Origin of the sequence: Jeongeupia wiesaeckerbachi (assembly GCF_050916355.1) — a bacterium.
Lineage (GTDB): Bacteria > Pseudomonadota > Gammaproteobacteria > Burkholderiales > Chitinibacteraceae > Jeongeupia > Jeongeupia wiesaeckerbachi.
Map to the genome: position 1 here is coordinate 3022519 of NZ_CP136946.1, position 19382 is coordinate 3041900.

At 61.2% G+C, this 19382-nt stretch carries 17 protein-coding genes; 2 read left to right on the forward strand and 15 right to left on the reverse strand.

The window, feature by feature from the left end:
• Positions 1 to 130 precede the first annotated feature (130 nt).
• Together queF and R0382_RS14750 are read right to left on the reverse strand one after the other, a co-directional pair.
• Entirely contained in the window at positions 131 to 958 is an 828-nt protein-coding gene (queF, locus tag R0382_RS14745; RefSeq protein ID WP_432720550.1) for an NADPH-dependent 7-cyano-7-deazaguanine reductase QueF, read from the reverse strand.
• 33 nt (positions 959 to 991) lie between these two features.
• On the reverse strand, positions 992 to 1600 hold the full coding sequence (locus tag R0382_RS14750; protein WP_432720552.1) for a LexA family protein: 609 nt from the start codon (positions 1598 to 1600) through the stop codon (positions 992 to 994).
• A gap of 100 nt (positions 1601 to 1700) precedes the next feature.
• Here R0382_RS14750 and R0382_RS14755 point away from each other — a divergent pair, with 100 nt between their 5' ends.
• The gene (locus tag R0382_RS14755) at positions 1701 to 2663 is read left to right on the forward strand and encodes a tRNA dihydrouridine synthase (protein ID WP_432720553.1); all 963 of its coding nucleotides are present in this window, start codon (positions 1701 to 1703) and stop codon (positions 2661 to 2663) included.
• Between the two features lies 1 nt (position 2664).
• Here the strand turns inward: R0382_RS14755 and R0382_RS14760 are convergent, their stop codons facing one another.
• The 12 genes from R0382_RS14760 to R0382_RS14815 all read right to left on the reverse strand — a co-directional run bounded on the left by R0382_RS14760 (position 2665) and on the right by R0382_RS14815 (position 16118).
• Positions 2665 to 3165, reverse strand: a complete 501-nt coding sequence (locus tag R0382_RS14760) for a FixH family protein (RefSeq protein WP_432720554.1) — start codon at positions 3163 to 3165, stop codon at positions 2665 to 2667.
• Between the two features lie 69 nt (positions 3166 to 3234).
• Entirely contained in the window at positions 3235 to 4674 is a 1440-nt protein-coding gene (gene ccoG / locus R0382_RS14765) for a cytochrome c oxidase accessory protein CcoG (RefSeq protein ID WP_432720555.1), read from the reverse strand.
• Positions 4675 to 4797: 123 nt separating this feature from the next.
• Positions 4798 to 5718 carry a cytochrome-c oxidase, cbb3-type subunit III gene (gene ccoP, locus R0382_RS14770; protein WP_432720556.1) on the reverse strand — a complete coding sequence of 307 codons (921 nt, stop codon included), beginning with the start codon at positions 5716 to 5718 and terminating at the stop codon, positions 4798 to 4800.
• A 26-nt stretch (positions 5719 to 5744) separates the two neighbouring features.
• Positions 5745 to 5909, reverse strand: coding sequence for a cbb3-type cytochrome oxidase subunit 3 (locus R0382_RS14775; protein ID WP_432720558.1), 165 nt, complete (start codon positions 5907 to 5909; stop codon positions 5745 to 5747).
• Positions 5910 to 5917: 8 nt separating this feature from the next.
• Positions 5918 to 6532, reverse strand: coding sequence for a cytochrome-c oxidase, cbb3-type subunit II (gene ccoO, locus R0382_RS14780; protein ID WP_432720559.1), 615 nt, complete (start codon positions 6530 to 6532; stop codon positions 5918 to 5920).
• A gap of 26 nt (positions 6533 to 6558) precedes the next feature.
• Positions 6559 to 7980 carry a cytochrome-c oxidase, cbb3-type subunit I gene (gene ccoN, locus R0382_RS14785; RefSeq protein ID WP_432720560.1) on the reverse strand — a complete coding sequence of 474 codons (1422 nt, stop codon included), beginning with the start codon at positions 7978 to 7980 and terminating at the stop codon, positions 6559 to 6561.
• A 213-nt stretch (positions 7981 to 8193) separates the two neighbouring features.
• Positions 8194 to 8385: a cbb3-type cytochrome oxidase assembly protein CcoS gene (ccoS, locus tag R0382_RS14790; protein ID WP_432720561.1), complete on the reverse strand. Its 192-nt coding sequence runs from the start codon at positions 8383 to 8385 to the stop codon at positions 8194 to 8196.
• Positions 8385 to 10829, reverse strand: a complete 2445-nt coding sequence (locus R0382_RS14795) for a heavy metal translocating P-type ATPase (RefSeq protein WP_432720562.1) — start codon at positions 10827 to 10829, stop codon at positions 8385 to 8387. Before R0382_RS14795 ends, ccoS begins: the two co-directional genes overlap by 1 nt.
• A gap of 94 nt (positions 10830 to 10923) precedes the next feature.
• Entirely contained in the window at positions 10924 to 11850 is a 927-nt protein-coding gene (gene ispH / locus R0382_RS14800; RefSeq protein WP_432720563.1) for a 4-hydroxy-3-methylbut-2-enyl diphosphate reductase, read from the reverse strand.
• A complete protein-coding gene (gene lspA, locus R0382_RS14805) occupies positions 11847 to 12323 on the reverse strand; it encodes a signal peptidase II (protein ID WP_432720565.1) in 477 nt (158 codons plus the stop codon). Before lspA ends, ispH begins: the two co-directional genes overlap by 4 nt.
• A complete protein-coding gene (ileS, locus tag R0382_RS14810; protein WP_432720566.1) occupies positions 12316 to 15183 on the reverse strand; it encodes an isoleucine--tRNA ligase in 2868 nt (955 codons plus the stop codon). Before ileS ends, lspA begins: the two co-directional genes overlap by 8 nt.
• Before the next feature lie 8 nt (positions 15184 to 15191).
• Positions 15192 to 16118, reverse strand: a complete 927-nt coding sequence (locus R0382_RS14815; protein ID WP_432720568.1) for a bifunctional riboflavin kinase/FAD synthetase — start codon at positions 16116 to 16118, stop codon at positions 15192 to 15194.
• Between the two features lie 138 nt (positions 16119 to 16256).
• Here R0382_RS14815 and R0382_RS14820 point away from each other — a divergent pair, with 138 nt between their 5' ends.
• A complete protein-coding gene (locus R0382_RS14820) occupies positions 16257 to 18677 on the forward strand; it encodes a diguanylate cyclase (RefSeq protein WP_432720569.1) in 2421 nt (806 codons plus the stop codon).
• A gap of 1 nt (position 18678) precedes the next feature.
• Here the strand turns inward: R0382_RS14820 and flgA are convergent, their stop codons facing one another.
• Positions 18679 to 19359: a flagellar basal body P-ring formation chaperone FlgA gene (gene flgA, locus R0382_RS14825; protein WP_432720570.1), complete on the reverse strand. Its 681-nt coding sequence runs from the start codon at positions 19357 to 19359 to the stop codon at positions 18679 to 18681.
• Positions 19360 to 19382 lie beyond the last annotated feature (23 nt).

The window sequence follows — 19382 nt, forward strand, 5'->3', positions numbered from 1 at the left end:
ACAAGTATAACCCGCCGGCGTCAGCCGTCACCTGTCGGTCATTCGAGGGTGACCTGCCTTTGTCGGCGAAACCGCGATTCGTGTCGCGCCAGCGCCGAGATTGCTAAAGCGGGTGGCTTTCTGGCATCGCTTACTGACGCGACGTCCTGACGTTGGACGGCTGTGGTGCGTTGAAGTTGCTGCGATAAGGGTTGATGTCCAAACCGCCCCGACGCGTATATCTGGCGTAGACCGAGAGCTTCATCGGTGCACAACTGCGCTGGATGTCGACGAAAATGCGCTCGACGCACTGCTCATGAAACTCGTTATGGTTGCGAAAAGAGATCAAATAGCGCAGCAGCGATTCACGGTTGATCGGTCGGCCGATGTAGCGAATCTGTACGCTGGCCCAGTCAGGCTGGCCGGTGACGAGGCAGTTGGATTTGAGCAGGTTGGATACCAGTATCTCCTCGACCGGGCTGTCGGCCTCGTCGCAATGCAATAGATCCGGCGTTGGCGTGTAGGTTCCGACTTCGATGTCGAGGTTGTCGATGCAATAACCTTCGAGCTCGCCAAGCTTTTGTCGGTCAAACTGGTCCGGCAGGATCAGCTCAACGCTGACCGAGGCACATGTAGCCTCGCTGATGTCCTGCTGCAGCAATGCTGTGAGCGCATCGGGGCCGGAGAGTCGGGTCTGGTTGAAGCTGTTCAAGTACAGCTTGAATGACTTCGACTCGACAATATTCGGGCTTGAAGCGGGAATCTCGAAGACGGCGAGCGCGACCTGGGGTTTGCCACGCATATTCAGCCATGACAGCTCGTAGGCGTTCCAGAGGTCGACCCCCATGAACGGCAAGGTGCCCGTGATGCCGATCTCTTCACGTTTGCCGCTGCGCGGAATCGGGAACAGCAGGCTGGGGTCGTACTCGGCCTTATAGCTGACGGCCTTGCCGAGTGGGGAGTGGTGTTCGTTGCTCATTGTGTTCAGTCGCGTACGGTATCGGCTCCAAGTTTAACGGTATTTGCGCACCAGTCCGACCATGATGCCGAAGATTTCCAGCCCTTCCTGCGGCCGGATCGGCGCGTAGGCAACGTTATGCGGCAGCAGCATGTAGCCCTGCTTGTCGCGGCCGAGCTCCTTCAGCGTGTACTCGTTATCAACGATGGCAACAACGATGTCGCCGACGCTGGCCGCGTGGCGTTTTTCGACAATGGCGATGTCGCCGTCGTGAATGCCGGCCTCGATCATCGAGTCGCCCTTGACCCGAACCATGATCGTGTTCGATGGCTTTGGAATCAGGTACTCGTCGATGGTCAACGACTCGCTCATCGCGTCGTTGGCTGCCGCCGGCATGCCGGCGGGGATCGGGAAGTCTGCGAGTTCACGCTCGAAAAAGCGCTTGGTCGGGGCCAGGCGCTTGTCCGGGGTCATTTCGACGTAGCCTGCCAGCGTCAACCGCTTGACCAGTGCCGACACGGCGGACTTGGAGGCCATGCCCAGCATGTCACCGATCACGGCGTAAGAGGGGATGCTGCGGTAGTCGGCATAATAATCCTGCAATTTGCCGAGGTATTCCTGATCGCGATTCGGGTTGCCCATAGCCTGTACGATAGAGAACATTCGTTCCACAAGCGTAGTGAACGATCGTACACATGTCAATCGGTACGAGGCTCCCCCGTCGTCGAGGTAAAATGGCTGCATTGCTTTGAGTCGATCTGCCGTGAAAATCTATCTCGCCCCGATGGAGGGGCTGCTTGATCATCTATTGCGCGATATGCTGACCCGCACGCCGGGTGTCGACATTTGCGTGACCGAGTTCGTGCGCGTCTCGGGCAGTTTGCTGCCCAATCGTGCCTTTCAGCGAATTGCACCGGAGCTGCTGCGTGGCAGCCTCACCCCGTCGGGGGTGCCGGTGCGGGTGCAGTTGCTGGGCTCTGATCCGGCCTGTCTGGCCGAAAATGCGGCGCGCCTCGCAATGTTGCAGCCGAAGGCTATCGACCTCAATTTCGGTTGCCCGGCGAAAACGGTGAACCGTCATCGCGGCGGCGCCGTGCTGCTCGACGAGCCGGAGGTGCTGCACGAGATTGTGACGGCGGTGCGGCGTGCGGTGCCAGCATCGATGATGGTGACGGCGAAAATGCGGCTTGGCTATAACGACCGCGCCCGGATGCTCGATTGCGCCCATGCGTTGGCGTCGGCCGGGGCTGCCGAACTCGTGGTGCACGCGCGGACCAAGGCCGACGGGTACAAGCCACCGGCCTACTGGCACGAGATCGGGCGGATTCGCGAGGTGGTGTCGGTGCCGGTTGTCGCCAACGGTGAAATCTGGACCGTCGACGACTACCTGCAATGCCGGCTGGAGTCGGGTTGCGACGACATCATGCTTGGCCGCGGCATTGTCGCAGACCCTGGGCTGGCAGCGCGAATCAAGGGCCAGCCCGCGCCGGGGTGGGGTGAAATCAAGCCACTATTGGCCGCGTTCTGGGATGACGTGTTGGTGCATATCTTGCCGAAGTACCAGGCCGGGCGACTCAAGCAGTGGCTGAACTACCTGAAGCGAATTCACCCGGAGGCGGAAGTTGCGTTCGAGCACATCAAGACCATCAAAGATGCCGAACTCATCAGCGCCTGGCTGGCCGACGGTTGCCCGGTGCCCGAAACGGCGACACGCACTGCTTATTAGGTCAGTGAGGCTGTAGCGACAAGACGGCGCCACCCTGCAGCGCCTCCTCGGATTTCAACCGCCACTGCCCCGACTCATCGCCCACTTCAAGCTGCCAGCGGTGTGACGGCAGTGGCTTGTCCAGCTGCACTGCATACATCGTCGGCCCTTGTGCAACCAGCTTCAGCTGCTGGTCATGGCCGGCAATGGTCGGGTGGATGACCTTGAGATACAGCGCCCCCTCTACGGGGCGATTGAGCAGAACGCGGACCGCACGACTGTCGTCGCTGACCATCAGCTGGGCGCTCAAGCCCAACTCCCGCGCCTTGTCATCTCGGGCTAGACGTTGGTTGATCTCCTGGCCTTCCTTGTAATAATCGTCGGAAACGAGGCTGTCTTCGGTCTTGAAGGCAATCACGAATGTGGCGATGCCCGCAATGACGGCGATAGCCGGAAACGCCATCAGAAACCAGGGCCACGGCGATTTGTACCACGGCGTTTTGTTCGTCAGTGTCGTGCTCATGGATGAATCTGCCCTGATGATAGGTGGGAGTGGACCGTCGGGCTCGGCAAGGATTCCCGACGAGGTCGATTATTGACCGATGAACGTGGCTTTTTCACGCGTACTGATGGCCGGTTTATCGACGGCGGTAATGACGAAGTGGATGTCGTGGCTGCCCTTGGTGGCGATTTGTGGTTCGGCCTGCAGGCGGACGCCGACTTCCTGCATTTCGGTCGGTGCAACGTCTATCTGATCCGGGCCATCGATCAGCACGCGCAGGCCGGGCAGCCCTTCGGCGGCGATTCGATACGTGTGCTTGGCTTCGTCGGCGTTTTCGATCTGGATTCGGTAGCTGTTTTCCAGCCAGCCATCGTCCGCTTCGCGCACCAGCGCGACGCGGTCGCGAGCGATATTGGCTTTGACCGGTTGGCGCAGGACTAGGCCGGTGATCGTCGCCGCCAGGATGATCGCGAGCACGATGGTATACATGATGACCCGCGGGCGGACGAGCCGCTTGACGATCTGCCGCTCCGGGTAATCGCCCTTGAGCGCGTTCTCGGAGGTATAGCGGATCAGTCCGCGCGGATAGTTCATCTTGTCCATGACGCTATCGCAGGCGTCGATACAGGCCGCACAGCCGATGCACTCGTATTGCAGGCCGTCGCGGATGTCGATGCCGACCGGGCAGACCTGTACGCACATCGTGCAGTCGATGCAGTCGCCCAGGCCTTCGGCCTTGTAGTCGGCGCCTTTCTTGCGGCTGCCGCGTGCCTCGCCCCGTTTTTCGTCGTATGACACGATCAGGGTATCGGCATCGAACATCGCGCTTTGGAAGCGGGCGTACGGGCACATGTACTTGCAGACCTGTTCGCGCATCCAGCCGGCGTTGCCATAAGTGGCAAAGCCATAGAACAGGATCCAGAACAGCTCCCAGCCACCTAGCGCCAGTACCAGCGCGTCGGACCACAGCTCGCGGATTGGCGTGAAGTAGCCGACGAAGGTGAAGCCGGTCCACAGCGAGAAAACGATCCAGATCGTGTGCTTGAGCGTTTTTAGCCAGAGCTTGCGGGCGTTCAGTGGGCCGTTGTCGAGCTTGATCCGCGCCGGGCGATCACCCTCGACCCATTTTTCGACCCACAGGAAGATTTCGGTATAAACCGTTTGCGGACAGGCGTAGCCGCACCACAGCCGGCCACCGATCGTGGTCCAGGCAAACAGGCCGAACGCGCACAGCAACAGCAGGGCGGTCAGGTAAATGAAGTCCTGCGGCAGGAACAGCAGATTGAAGATGTAGAACTTGCGCGTGGACAGATCGAACAGCAGCGCCTGGCGGCCGTTGATCTGCAGCCACGGTACGGCGTAGAAAAACAGCTGGGTGGCGATGACGAAAAAAATGCGCCAGTTGTTCCACAGCCCGGTGATCCAGCGCGGGTAGATTTTCCGGTGTGCAGCGTACAGATGAATACTTTCGTATTCGCCATCGTCGCTGACGACGTTGACCGGAATGTCCTGGAGTTTCTGCTTGCTCATCGCGTTTCCCTGCATGGACTGCCTGCGCCATGACAAAAACGGTTCTCGTTATTGTCTGGGCGCCGGAATGGTAAAACGGGCGGGGATAGGCCCGCCCGTTGTACTCGCCGGAATGCCGACGGCTTATTTGGCCGCAGCGTCCGGGGTGTTCGACAAGCCATAAACGTAGGCAGCCAGCAAATGGACCTTGCTGTCGCCGAGGAAGTCCTTCCACGCTGGCATGACGTTGTTGCGTCCGTTGGTTACGGTTTCGACGATGGTGGCTTCCGCGCCGCCGTACAGCCAGATCTTGTCGGTCAGATTCGGCGCGCCGACATCCTTGTTGCCTTTGCCATCTGCACCGTGACAGGCCACGCAAACCTGCTGGAACGTAGCCTGACCACGGCTGGCACGCAGTTCATTGTGCGGCTTGCCGGCGATCTGCAGCACGTAATTGGCGACGTCGCGCACTTTCTCTTCACCGAATGCCGCGCCAAAGGCCGGCATCTGGCCGTGACGGCCTTTTTCGATAGTTTCGAGGATTTTTTCCGACGTGCCGCCATACAGCCAATCGGCGTCGGTCAGGTTCGGGAAGCCCTTGGCGCCACGCGCATCAGCACCGTGGCACTGGATGCAGTAGGTATAGAACAGGCGCTGGCCCATCTCGCGCGCTTCCTTGTCTTGCGAGACCTGGGCGATCGGCAGTTTGGCGTACTTGTCGTAGATCGGGCCATATTTGGCATCGGCCTTGGCGACTTCCTGCTTGAGCTGCCCGGCCGACGTCCAGCCCTTGGCGTTACCAAACAGCACCAGCCCCGGATAGAGCGCAAGGTAACCGACCGCAAACACGATGGTCAGGACGAACAGCGTCAGCCACCAACCCGGCAGCGGGTTGTTGTACTCCTGCAGGTCACCATCCCACTTGTGGTTGATTACTTCGGCTTTCTCGCCCTTCTTGAGCTTGATCACCGCCTGGCTCTTGAGCAGCACGCCGAGCCAGATCAGCGACACGATCACGATGACCGTGATGAATACACCCCAGAAACCGCTATAAAAATCCGTCATCTCATTCTTCTCCGTACGGCAGATTTTCAGGCGCGCGGGCCATGCGGGGTGTCATCGTCGAGCAGCGGCGCCTGCGCGGCCTCGTCAAAGCCGGAGCGGCTTTTGCGGCCGTAGGCCCAGGCGCAGATACCCAGAAAACAGAAAAAACTGATGACGGTGACGGCGATGCGCGCGATGTCCTGAAAATCCATGATCCGTATTACCTTTTGTTCTTGAGGGCCAAACCGAGACCTTGCAGATAGGCAATCAGCGCATCCATTTCGGTCTTGCCTTCGACAGCCTTGGCGGAGCCGGCGATGTCTGCGTCGGTGTAGGGCACGCCCACCTTGCGCAATGCGGTCATTTTCGCCGGCATGGCTTCGGCGTCGACCTTTTGCGCGGCAAGCCACGGGAACGACGGCATCACCGATTCCGGCACGACATCCTGCGGATGGATCAAGTGCGCGCGATGCCATTCGTCCGAGTAGCGGCCGCCGACGCGCGCGAGGTCCGGACCGGTGCGCTTCGAGCCCCACAGGAACGGGTGGTCGTAGACCGACTCACCCGCAACCGAGTAGTGGCCGTAGCGCTCGGTTTCGGCGCGGAACGGACGGATCATCTGCGAATGGCAGTTGTAGCAGCCCTCACGGATGTAGATGTCACGGCCAGCCAACTGGACGGCCGTGTACGGTTTGACGCCTTCAATCGGCTTGGTGACCGATTTCGAGAACATCAGCGGCAGGATTTCCACCAGCATGGCGACACTGATGGTGGCGATCGTCAGCACGATCAGCCAGCCAACGTGTTCCTCAATGAGTTTCTGAGCCTTGTTCATTTTTTATATCACTCCCCTTTTTCAGCTCAAGCGTGGGCAGGCACGGCCGGAATCGGCGCATTGACCGGCTTGCCGTCGAACACGGTGCGCAGCACGTTGTAGAACATCAGGAACATGCCGGAGACAAAGCAGCAGCCACCCAGGAAACGGATGAAGTAGTACGGATGGGTTGCCTTGACCGAGTCGATGAAGGAATAGGTCAGCGTGCCGTCCGCATTGACCGCGCGCCACATCAGACCTTGCGTCACCCCGGCAATCCACATCGACGAGATGTAGAGCACGATGCCCAGCGTCGCGATCCAGAAGTGGGCTTCGATCAGCTTGATCGAGTACATCTGCTCGCGGTCAAACAGACGCGGAATCAGATAGTAGATCGAACCGATGGTGATCATCGCGACCCAGCCCAGCGCGCCCGAATGCACATGGCCGATGGTCCAGTCGGTGTAGTGCGACAGGGCGTTGACGGTCTTGATCGCCATCATCGGACCTTCGAACGTCGACATGCCGTAGAACGACAGCGCAGTCACGAGGAACTTGAGGATCGGATCGGTACGCAGTTTGTGCCAGGCGCCTGACAGCGTCATGATGCCGTTGATCATGCCGCCCCAGCTCGGTGCCAGCAGGATCAGCGAGAACACCATGCCGATCGACTGGGTCCAGTCGGGCAGAGCGGTGTAGTGCAGATGGTGCGGACCGGCCCACATGTAGGTGAAGATCAGTGCCCAGAAGTGGACGACCGACAGGCGATACGAGTACACCGGGCGACCGGCCTGCTTCGGCACGAAGTAATACATCATGCCGAGGAAGCCCGCAGTCAGGAAGAAGCCGACTGCATTGTGGCCGTACCACCATTGCACCATCGCGTCGACCGCGCCCGAGTAGGCCGAGTACGACTTCCACATCGACACCGGCACAAACGCGCTGTTGACGATATGCAGCAGGGCAACAGCCAGGATGAAGGCGCCGTAGAACCAGTTGGCCACATAGATGTGCTTGACCTTGCGCTTGGCGATGGTGCCAAAGAACACCACGGCGTAGGCGACCCAGACGATGGCGAGCAGGATCTTGATCGGCCACTCCATCTCGGCATATTCCTTGTTGAAGGTAATGCCGAGCGGATAGGTGATGACGCACAGCACGATCACCAGCTGGTAGCCCCAGAAGGTGAACGCGGCGAGGCCGTCGGAGAACAGGCGGACGTTACAGGTGCGCTGGACGACGTAATAGCTGGTCGCGATCAGGCCGCAGCCGCCGAACGCGAAGATCACCGCGCTGGTGTGCAGCGCGCGCAAGCGCCCGAAGTGAAAGTACTGACCCAGATTGAGTTCCGGCCAGACGAGTTGCGAGGCGATAAACACCCCGAGCAGCATGCCGACAATGCCCCAGACGACAGTCATGATGGCGAATTGCCGCACCACTTTATAGTTATATGTGGCTTGGTTTTCCATGGGAGCGCTCCGAATGTTCTCCAAGAACGGCGGTTTTATAAAACTGCTGAATGTGCGCGCAAACCTTTGTAGCGAACAAAGGTGCCCCGACCGTGGTCGACATGTGCGCAATAAGCCGGCGCGACTATAGCGAGGAAGGTGTTAGTTCAACCTTGATCCAAATCAAACCGGTCAACGACCAGCGTGCATTTTACCGTGCCATACGTCATACAGTCAGTTGTTTTTTTCCTCGTCGCCCTCATTGTAGGGCGATCGTCCCTCTGGGCGATCGTCGTCCTGCAGGACGCGGTGCGCAGGCCCTTCAAGGTCGTCGAACTGTCCGCCGCGAATGGCGTTCCAGAAGAGCGCGCCGATGACCACAACCAGCAGTACCGATAGCGGGATGAGCAAGTACAGGCTTTCCATCACAGGCCTCGTGGTGTGCGCGTCAGGCGCAGCGCATTCAGAATGACCAGCAGTGAACTCGCGGCCATGCCAGCGCTTGCCAGCCATGGCGTTACCCAGCCGGCCATGGCGACCGGTAGCGCGACCACGTTGTAAAGCAGCGCCCAAAGCAGGTTCTGCCGGATGATTTGCCGCGTTCGGCTTGCGAAGGCAATCGCCTCGGGAATGCGGCCAAGGCGGTTTTCGAGCAGCACAGCGTCGCCGGAGCCATGCGCAATATCTGCGCCCGCACCCATCGCCATCGACACATTGGCTGCGGCGAGCACCGGCGCGTCGTTGACGCCGTCGCCGACCATGAGTACTCGGGCACCTTGCTGTTGCAATGACTTCAGTTGCGCCAACTTGCCCTCGGGCGACACGCCCGCCTGCCAGTGATCGACACCGAGTTCGCGTGCGGTCGACTCGACGACGCCAGCGGCATCACCACTAAGGATGTGGGTACGTATGCCGCGCTGCTTTAGCACGGCAACAACTTCCGCAGCATCCGCGCGCAGTGCGTCGGCGAGCACGACCCAACCCAGCCATTCGGCATCACTGGCGACTGCCAGTAGCGTACCCGCCGCAGCGTCCGGCAGGGGCGGCAGCGGGGCGGATGAGAGGTGACGCACGAAATCCGGCTTGCCAACCGCGTATCGAACCCCTTCGATACGCCCGATCAGGCCGCCACCGGGATGATTGACGACATCCGTGGCGGCAATCGGGTAGGCCTCGCCTGCAAACGCACGTGCGAGCGGATGTTCGGAGTGACTCTCGATCGCGGCAATCACGGCAAGGAGCGTCGCCCCATCAAGCCTACCCAGCGGATAAACCGCGCGAATTTGCGGTTCACCCAGTGTCAGCGTGCCGGTCTTGTCGAATACGACATCGGTCACCCGTCCCAATGCTTCCAGCGCATGTCCACGGCCGATCAGTACGCCGCGGCGTGCTAAAGCGCCGGTCGCGGCGGTCAACGCAACGGGTGTTGCCAAGGACAACGCACAGGGGCAGGAGATCACCAGCACAGCGACGGCGATCGGCAGGGCATGAATCGGGTCATGCAGCAGCCAGTACAGCCACGTGGCTACGGCTGCGGCCAGAAGGATGGCGACAAAATAGCCCGAAACACGGTCGGCCAGTTGCGCCAGCCGGGGTTTCTCCGCCAGTGCGCGATCCAGCAAACGAACGATGCTGGCGAGCCTTGTCTCCTGGCCGACTTTCTCGACCCCAACGATCAGTGGCGAGGCCATATTGACCGTGCCACCGGTGACCAGATCGCCCGGCCGCTTGTCGACAGGCAACCCTTCGCCGGTCAGTAGTGATTCGTTGACCTGCGACTCGCCCTCGAGGACGCGCGCATCGGCCGGAATGGCTTCGCCCGGTTTGACCAGCAGCACATCACCGACATTCAGGCGCGTAACGGCCGCTTCGCGTGGCGTTCGGTTATGCGGATAGTCGACAAGGTGATGTGCAAATGCTGGTATCAGTGCCGCCAGCTGTTCAAGCGCGGCACCTGCTTTGGCGCGCGCCTGCGACTCAAGGTAACGACCGGTCAGCAACAGGAAGACAAACATGCTGACGGAATCGAAATAAACCTCGCCGTGGCGGGTGATCGTCGCGTAAACGCTAGCGATAAAAGCCAGCAGCACGCTGATTGCAACCGGCAGATCCATGCCGGTGCGGCCGCGGCGGAGGTCGCGCCAGGCCGAAATATAGAACGGCCAGCTGGAGTAGAGGACAACCGGCAGCGTCAGTACGCAGCTGGCCCAGTTCATCAGGTTCAGCCACCGTGGTTCGATTTCACCGGCGGACGACAGATAAACCGGCACCGCAAACATCATCACCTGCATCATCGACAGCCCGGCAACCCAGAGCCGGAACAGTGCGGATTTGCGCGCTCTGGCCTGCGTGGCCTCCTGACGGGCGCGATCGTAAGGCAGGGCGCGATAGCCGATTGCTGCGACCGCTTCAAGCACGGCCGACAGCGTGGTCTGCGCCGGATTCCAGCGTACGCGGGCGCGATGGCTGGTGTAGTTGATCAACACGTCGGCAACGCCGGGCACGCGGGCGATCTGCCGCTCGTTCAACCAGATGCAAGCGGCACAAGTAATGCCTTCGATCATCAGCGCGGCATCTTTCAGTTCGCCGTCATCGGCGACAAACCCGGCCTGCAGTTGCGGGTCATCGTAGAGTTTCAACTGTTCGCGCAGCGCCTGCGGCAGCGGTTCGGCGCGATCGGCAGGCTGTTCGCGCTGCGTGTAATACGCATCCAGCCCGGCATCGATGATGCTCTGCGCCACGGCCTGGCAGCCGGCGCAACAGGCGGGTTCGCTACGTTGACGATATCGGATGGCGAACTGGGTGCCGTCGGGCACGGCGTCGCCGCAATGAAAGCAACGTACGTCAACGGGAGGGGCAACAGCATTCATGCCCGCATTTTAACCGATTGGTCTTGCGCGATCGGCCTTGCGGCGGGCAAAAAAACGCCCCGTCGATGCGGGGCGTTGCGGATGGCGGTCAATATCAAGCCAGACCCTTGGGGAGAGAAAACACGACGTTTTCCTCGATGCCATCCATCGGTGATACCGATTCGGCGCCAAAGTCACCGATCCGCTGGATGACGCGCTGAACCAGCACGTCCGGTGCCGAGGCGCCGGCGGTGATGCCCACCCGTGCGCCGTCGGCAAACCATTCGGGCTTAAGCTCGGTTTCGTTGTCAACCATATAGGAATCGATGCCGAGGCTGGCGCCGACTTCGCGCAGCCGGTTCGAGTTCGAACTGTTCGGCGAGCCGACGACGACCAGCACATCGACATCGCGTGCCAGCTGCTTGACCGCATCCTGGCGATTCTGCGTTGCGTAGCAGATGTCGTCCTTCTTCGGGCCGACGATATCGGGGAAGCGCAGGCGCAGTGCATCGACGACACGCTGCGCGTCGTCGACCGATAGCGTGGTCTGCGTCACGTAGGCGAGCTTGGCGTCCTCGTTGACGACCATGGTCGGTACGTCCTCGGCTTCCTCGACCAGATACATGCCGCCATCGGCCTGGCCCATGGTGCCTTCGACCTCGGGGTGACCCTTGTGGCCGATCATGATGATCTCGAAACCCTGCTGACGCAGCCGTTTGACCTCGAGGTGTACCTTGGTGACCAGGGGGCAGGTGGCATCGTAAACGCTCAGCCCGCGTGCTTCGGCCTCGGTACGCACCGCCTGCGAGACCCCGTGCGCCGAAAAAATCACCGTATTGCCCGCCGGGACTTCGGCAAGCTCTTCGACGAAGATTGCGCCCTTGGCCTTCAGGTCCTCGATGACGAACTTGTTGTGCACGACTTCATGGCGAACGTAGATTGGCGCGCCAAATTTCTCCAGCGCCTTTTCGACGATGGCGATGGCGCGATCGACGCCGGCGCAGAAGCCGCGCGGCTGCGCGAGGATGATCTGCATGCTCATGCGGAATCCTTTTTGCGGAAATTGTCCCAAACCATCAGCGCCGCGCCGACGCAAATGGCCGAGTCGGCGATATTGAATGCCGGGTAGTACCAAGTCCGATAATAAACTTGAATGAAATCAATTACATGACCGAATAGCACCCGGTCGATTACATTGCCGATGGCGCCGCCCATGATCAATGCCAGCGCCAGCGAAAACAGCGTCTGCGTATAGTGTTTGCGCAGCGTCAGCACGATAAAAACCGAGACGCCGAGCGCCAGCACGGTGAAGAAGTGCCGTTGCCAGCCCCCGGCGTCGGCCAGGAAGGAAAAGGCCGCACCGGGGTTGTACGCCAGCGTCAGGTTGAAAAAGCCCGGAATGATCGGGCTGACATCGCCGTAGCTGAACGCGGCTTCAATCGCGTGCTTGCTCGCCTGATCGATCACGATGACCACGACCGCCAGAGCAATCCATTGCCAGAACCGCTTAGGCATGACGGCGCGCCTCGCCGGCACCGTGCAGATTGTCGTCGCAACGCGCGCACAGGCCCGGATGAGCCGCCACGGAACCGACGCTTGGCACGAAGTGCCAGCAGCGATCGCACTTGGTGTACGCCGACGGCGTGACGCCGATTGCCAGTGCATCGCCTTGCTTGAGCGTCGCCTTCGAAGTGATCAGCACAAAGCGCAGTTCGTCACCGAGGCTGGCAAGCGCGTCAAGCAGTTCGCCGCCGGCGGTGACGTCGACTTCGGCCTGCAGGCTCGAACCCAGCTTGCCGTCGGCACGCAGCACTTCGATGTCTTTTTGCGCGACAACGCGGGCCTCGCGGATCAGTGCAAACTGGCCTGACAGCGCCTCGGCATCGGCGACGGCCGGCAGTGTATGCCAGGTCGACAGGAAGACGCTGTCGTCGTCGCCGTTGAGTACTTCCCAGGCTTCGTGCGCGGTGAACGACAGGATCGGCGCGAGGATGCGGACCAGCGACTGGGTGATGTGCCACAGTGCGGTCTGCGCCGAGCGGCGGATCGCTGCGTCGGCCTTGGTCGTGTAGAGGCGATCCTTGATGATGTCGAGGTAGAACGAGCCGAGTTCTTCCGAGCAGTAGCGATGGATTTCCTGCACCGCCGAGTGGAATTCGTAGCGATCGAACAGCTCGGCAACGCGCTGCTGGAATGCGGCCAGTTCGACCAGCGCATAGCGGTCCAGTGTCAGCAGTTGCTCGGTCGGCAGGACCTGGTCGGCTTTGAAGTCGGACAGGTTGGCGAGCAGGAAGCGCAGCGTGTTGCGGATGCGGCGATACGAGTCGGTAGTGCGCTTGAGGATTTCCTGCGACAGCGACATTTCGCCCGAATAGTCGGCGCTGGCCACCCAAAGGCGCAGCATGTCGGCGCCGATGCTGTTGAAGATTTCCTGCGGTTCGATGCCGTTGCCCTTGGACTTCGACATCTTGTGACCCTTTTCATCGACGGTGAAGCCGTGGGTCAGCAGCTGTTTGTACGGCGCGCGGCCTTCGGTGGCGCAGCCGGTGAGCAGGGACGACTGGAACCAGCCTCGGTGCTGGTCCGAACCTTCCAGATACAGGTCGGCCGGCCAGCCGAGGTCTTCGCGCTGACGCAGTACGGCATAGTGGGTCGAGCCCGAATCGAACCAGACGTCGAGTGTGTCCTTGAGCTTGTCGTACTGTGCGGCCTCGGCGCCGAGCAGCTCGGCTGCGTCGAGCTTGAACCAGGCTTCGATACCTTCCTGTTCGATGCGCTGGGCGACGATCTCAAGCAGTTCGCCACTGCGCGGATGCAGGTCGCCGGTTTCCTTGTGCACAAAGAAAGTCATTGGCACGCCCCAGTTGCGCTGACGCGAGATGCACCAGTCCGGACGGTTGCCGATCATGGCCTCGAGCCGCGCGCGGCCCCAGGCCGGGAAGAACTCGGTGTCGTCGACGGCCTTGTTGGCATGCTGGCGCAGCGTGCTGCCGTTGACGATTTTTTCCATCGCAATGAACCACTGGGTGGTGGCGCGGAAAATGATCGGCGTCTTGTGGCGCCAGCAATGCGGATAGCTGTGCTTGAGCTTCTCGTTGGCGAACAGTGCTTCGTGTTCGGCCAGCGCGGCGACCACCAGCGGGTTGGCTTCCCAGACGGTCTTGCCCGGTGCAAATGCGGCGGTACTGATGTAGCGGCCATCGCCGCCCACCGGGTTATCGACCGGCAACTGGTAATGCAGGCCGACCAGATAGTCGTCGAGGCCATGCGCCGGTGCGGTATGAACAAGACCAGTACCAGCGTCGGTGGTGACGTGCTCGCCCAGGATCAGCAAGGATTTGCGGTCCAGGAAAGGGTGCTGCAATTCCAGCCGTTCGAGCTTCGAGCCATGCGCCTGGGCGATGACCTTGGCGTCGTCGATCCCATAGCGCTTGAGTGCGGCTTCGGCGAGGTCGGCCGCCAGCAGCAGCACGCCCTTGCTCGTGGCGATCAGGCTGTAAGTGACTTCCGGGTGGGCGCACACGGCCTGGTTGGCCGGCAGCGTCCATGGCGTCGTGGTCCAGATGATCGCGTAAGCCGGGCGCCCTTGCAGGTCGACGCCGCCGAAGGCCTTGGCCAGCGCGTCGGTATCGACAAAGCGAAAGCCCACGTCGATCGCCGGCGAAACCTTGTCCTCGTACTCGACTTCGGCCTCGGCCAGCGCCGAGCCGCAGTCGACGCACCAGTGCACCGGCTTCTGGCCTTTGACGATGTAATCGTTGGCGTGGATCTTGCCCAGCGTACGCACGATATTGGCTTCGGTTTTGAAGGCCATCGTCTGGTACGGATCGGCCCAGTCGCCCCATACGCCAAGGCGGATGAAGCCGGCCTTCTGGATTTCGATCTGCTTGGCGGCGTAGGCGCGGCACAGCTCGCGCACGAAGGCGGCCGGCAAGTGCGTTTCTTTTTCGTCCAGGCCGTTTTCCTTGCGGAACGCAACGATGCGGGCATGGATGTCCGGGTTGGCCTTGACGGCCTTGGCATCATTCTTGGAGATTTTTTCGATCTGGTGCTCGATCGGCAAGCCGTGGCAATCCCAGCCCGGCACGTACGGTGCATCAAAGCCGGCTAGCGACTTCGATTTGATGATGATGTCCTTGAGCGTCTTGTTCACCGCGTGGCCGAGGTGGATCTCGCCGTTCGCATACGGCGGGCCATCATGCAGGATAAACTTGGGGCGGTTTTCCAGCTTCGCGCGTTCGCGCAGCTTCTGATACAGCTGCTTCTCCTGCCATTGCTTCAAAAAGCCCGGCTCGCGCTTGGCGAGATCACCGCGCATCGGAAATGCGGTATCCAGCAAATTGACCGGGTATTTGTTCGATGCTTTTTCGCTCATGGTGTCTCTCAGTGTTGGGCGCGTGTCGCGAACCAGTCGCGGGCTTGGTCACAATCTTTCTGGATCTGGGCGATCAGCGGCTCCAGACCCGAGTACTTTTCTTCGTCGCGCAGCTTGGCGAGGAAATCCACCCGCAGGTGTTCGCCGTAAATCTGCCGATTGAAATCGAACAGGTGCACTTCCAGCACCGGCGCAGCATCGGCGCCTTTGACGGTGGGCCGTACGCCAAGGCTGGCTACGCCTTGCCAGGGGCGCTCCAGTCCGTGCGCCTCGACGACGAATACGCCCATCATTGGCGGACGGTTGTGGCGCAACTGGATGTTGGCGGTCGGAAAGCCGAGTTCGCGACCTAGTTTGTCGCCGCCGATCACCCGCCCCGAAATCGAATACGGACGACCGAGCAACGCAGCAGCATGCGCCATCTGCCCGCCGGCCAGTGCGGCGCGCACAGCGGTTGACGATACGCGCCCGTCGCCACTGGCGACCGTCGGCAGTGCATGCGCATCGAACACCGGAGACTGGGCGAGCAGGGCGATATTGCCCGCCCGGCGCGCGCCAAAACAGAAGTCGTCGCCGACAACCACAAATCGGGCGTTGAGCCGCTTGGCGATGATCTCGTCGCGGAAAGCCTCGGCCTCGTAGCTGGCGAAGCGCCGGTCGAAACGCTGTACGACCAGGTAATCAATGCCTTCGGCGGCCAGTAGTTCGGCTTTTTCGCGAAAACTCGTGAGGCGTGCCGGCGCAGAGTCGGGCGCAAACAATTCGCGCGGGTGCGGCTCGAACGTCAGCACGGCGGTCGCCAGACCGCGCGCGCGCGCGACATCGCGAACCTTGGTCAGCATGGCTTGGTGACCGAGATGCAGGCCATCAAAATTGCCGATGGTCAACGCACAGGGCGGAAGATGGGCTGCGGCTACACCGCGTACGACTTGCATGATCGGCAATGGCAATCGGTTGCAAAACCATAGATTTTAACGGTTAAGCGCCGGCTTGTCAGGCGCGTGGCCAGCGATGTTTTTGCGCTTTCGTCCTGGGTGCCCTCTATATTGAAAGCCATATGTCAGGGGTGAGCGATGAACGAGCTGTATCCAGCCGTACTCCGATTGATACCCATCCTTATCGCGGGGCTCTCGCTCTACGGTGGTTTGGCATGGCTTCGATATTGCGCAACCTGTCCGGAGTCGCAGCGCCCAAGGCTGATTGCGGCTGCGACGGTGGCGATAGGTGGCGGACTCTGGGCCGCTTCGCTTTGCCGGCTACTGATCAGTAGCCCTGAATCGTTCGACAAGCTCGCACCACTTCCACTCTTCGCCGCACTGGCCCTCTTCGTGCTGGGGGTGGGCGTTATCCTGCGTCCGCTCATTCTGAACAGACTGCGGATTGCCGGTCGAATCATCACCAGCCTCGCCCTGGCGCTGGCACTACTGTCTGCGGATCGCCTTCTTTTGTGGCAGTGGCCGCACTCGATCGAGACGCAGTGGGTAGTGGCCCTGCTCGCGCTGATCTCGGCATTCGTCATCACCTGGGGGGGCGATCGAAGTGCTCAAGGCATCCTCTCATCCGCTCAATGCGCCGTTGCGCTAGTGGTGTTTGCGTTGGCGGCAGGATCAATGCCGCTGCATGTGGCCGAGATCAATGCGCCGCAGGCCGGCGGGGAGGCCTGGCGGCTCTTGGTGCTGGCACTGCTCGGCACCTTGTTCATCGTGTTTGCGGCACTCTCCCCGACACTTGCCGAGCTCTTGGTCTCGACGAGCGACGAGAACGGGTCCATTCGGCCAGGGCAGGCGTGGCGCCGACAATCTGCGCTGGCAATTGCCGTACTGGTTGTTGTAATCGGCGCGGGTGACAGCTGGACCATTGCTCAGCATCGTAATGCGACGCAAATGTGGGCCCCTCAGCACGGCGTGTCGCTCGACGAACTCAATAATCTGCACCATGTGCGACAAGATCTTGCCGGCACGCCCTCGGTACAGGCCTGGCGTAGCGCTGAAGGCGAGCAACTGCGTCAAAGCTGGCTAAATTGGCGCAACCAGCCAGCAGCCGACCTTGGCGCCCGAGATGCGACTTTGCTGGCCCTGCCGACGCGCCTTGATGAAGCTGCGGGGGTGAAGGGTGCTGCCACGTCTTATCAGTCGGAGCGGGAGCGCTTGCTTCAGGCGATCGATAACCGCCAGCAGGCGCTGATCAAGCAGCTGGGGCAAATCCAGGGGGCGGCAGACCGCACCGGCGCCGCTACCCAAGCCATCGGCACCGCAACGCTGATCGTGTCGCTACTGCTCATTCCCGGTGCGTTCTGGTTGATCACCATCCTTGGGCGGCGAGCACGTTCGGCGCGTGCCGAACAGCATCATTTAAAGGCGGATATGCTCGAGCGCGAGGCGCTCAGCGTTACCCTTCAGCGCAGCAACGAGGCGCTTGAGCGCGGCTTGGAAGCCTTGCGCCGCCACCTTCAGGATGTCTCGCTGCAGCGCGAGCTTGGTCGCATGCTTGAGTGCTGTCAGACCTTCGACGAGGCGCGCGACATCATTCGAACCAGCATGGCGAAGCTGTTCCCCGAAAGCGCGGGGCAGTTGTTTATCGACAATCCGGTCACCGCGCAGCTTGAGGAGGCCTGTCGTTGGGGCGAACTCCCCAGGACACAGACCACGATGGCCCCTGACGATTGCTGGGGTGTGCGACTGGGGCAGGCGCACTGGCTTCAGTCGCCGCAGCACGGGCCGCGGTGTCGGCACGTACCCATTGCGCCAGCAAGACAAAGTCTCTGCATCCCCATGACCGCTCAAGGAAAAAACCAGGGGGTCGTCACGCTGCTCGGCTCGCTATCCCGCTCGGAAAATCAGTTCAGCGATGTAGAGCACCAATTGGCGCTATCGGTGGCCGAGCAGATCTCGCTCGCCATCGCCAACCTGCAGCTTCGCGAAACCTTGAAGCTTCAGTCGATATCCGACCCACTCACCGGCTTGTTCAATCGCCGTTATCTCGAAGAGTGTCTGCGGCGCGAACTGGCGCGCGCCAAGCGCAGCCATGGCACGCTGGGCGTGGCGATGATCGATATCGATCATTTCAAGCGCTACAACGACACCTACGGCCACGAAGCGGGTGACGCCGTACTTCGCGCCTTGGCGCAGTGCCTGCTCAACCTAGGGCGGGCGGATGATGTGGTTTGCCGTTATGGCGGCGAGGAATTCACCGTGCTGCTGCCGAGCATCGACCACGAAGGCTTGACCGACTGGGGGGAGCGATTGATGGCGGCCGTGCGTCTCTTGTCGGTCGACTTCCATGGTCAGCGACTGATTGGCATCACGATTTCAATTGGCGCCATGCTTGTTGGTGGCGCCGATTCGGATACCGACTCGCCACTGGAGTTGGCTGATGCAGCGCTTTACGCCGCCAAACGGGAAGGGCGGAATCGCCTGCGCTGGTGGACGCCGTCCGACCCAAGTCGCACAGAGGCCGAGCGGGGCGCCGCCACGCCCCTTCAGCCGGCGCACTGACTCAGGGGGCGGCGTCCACGGTGCCGTCGGCATTGGCAATACCCTGAAGTATTTGATTGCCGCCGAGCCGGACACGGACCACCTGTCCTTCTGTTGCATTGCCGAGTGCAGTGCCTTCGTTGCTGACATCGATGCCGCCGATCCGGACGATCAGTTTTACTCGCTGCCCCTGACGAATCACCGATGCGGCGCGCAGCATTTCAGCGCGAAAGGGCGCGCCGCTCGCCACGGCCATGCCCAGTGTTTGCCCTACGGCCTGATGCGTATCAAGCACGATACTCCCCGGCAGGTCGGCAAGATCTCCGCGGCGCAATTGCACATCCCCGGCCCCCAGTGCATGGCCGGCCGGCAACGGCCGGGCCGCCACGTAGTAGCTCACTTCCTGACCGATCCGCGCGGGCAGATTGATCGACCAGTCGGCGCCATCAACGCAACGAATCCGGATCTGCGTGTTCCCCAGGAGGCGATGGCCCGGAGCCAACTGGAAGTCACGCTGGGCGCACGCGGCTAGCCTGAGACGGCTATCCAGTTGGCCAACCTTGACCGTGGCCCCGGGCGAATTGGCAAGCTGCTGCTTCACCCAGGACTCGGCCTCGCGCCGCAAGACGTCATTGTCCGTCGGTGCGGCAAGCGCCGTATTGAAAGAGGCGGACAGCAGGAGAGAAGCAAGGAGGAATTTCATCGGGCCATTATAACGGGCTGTTG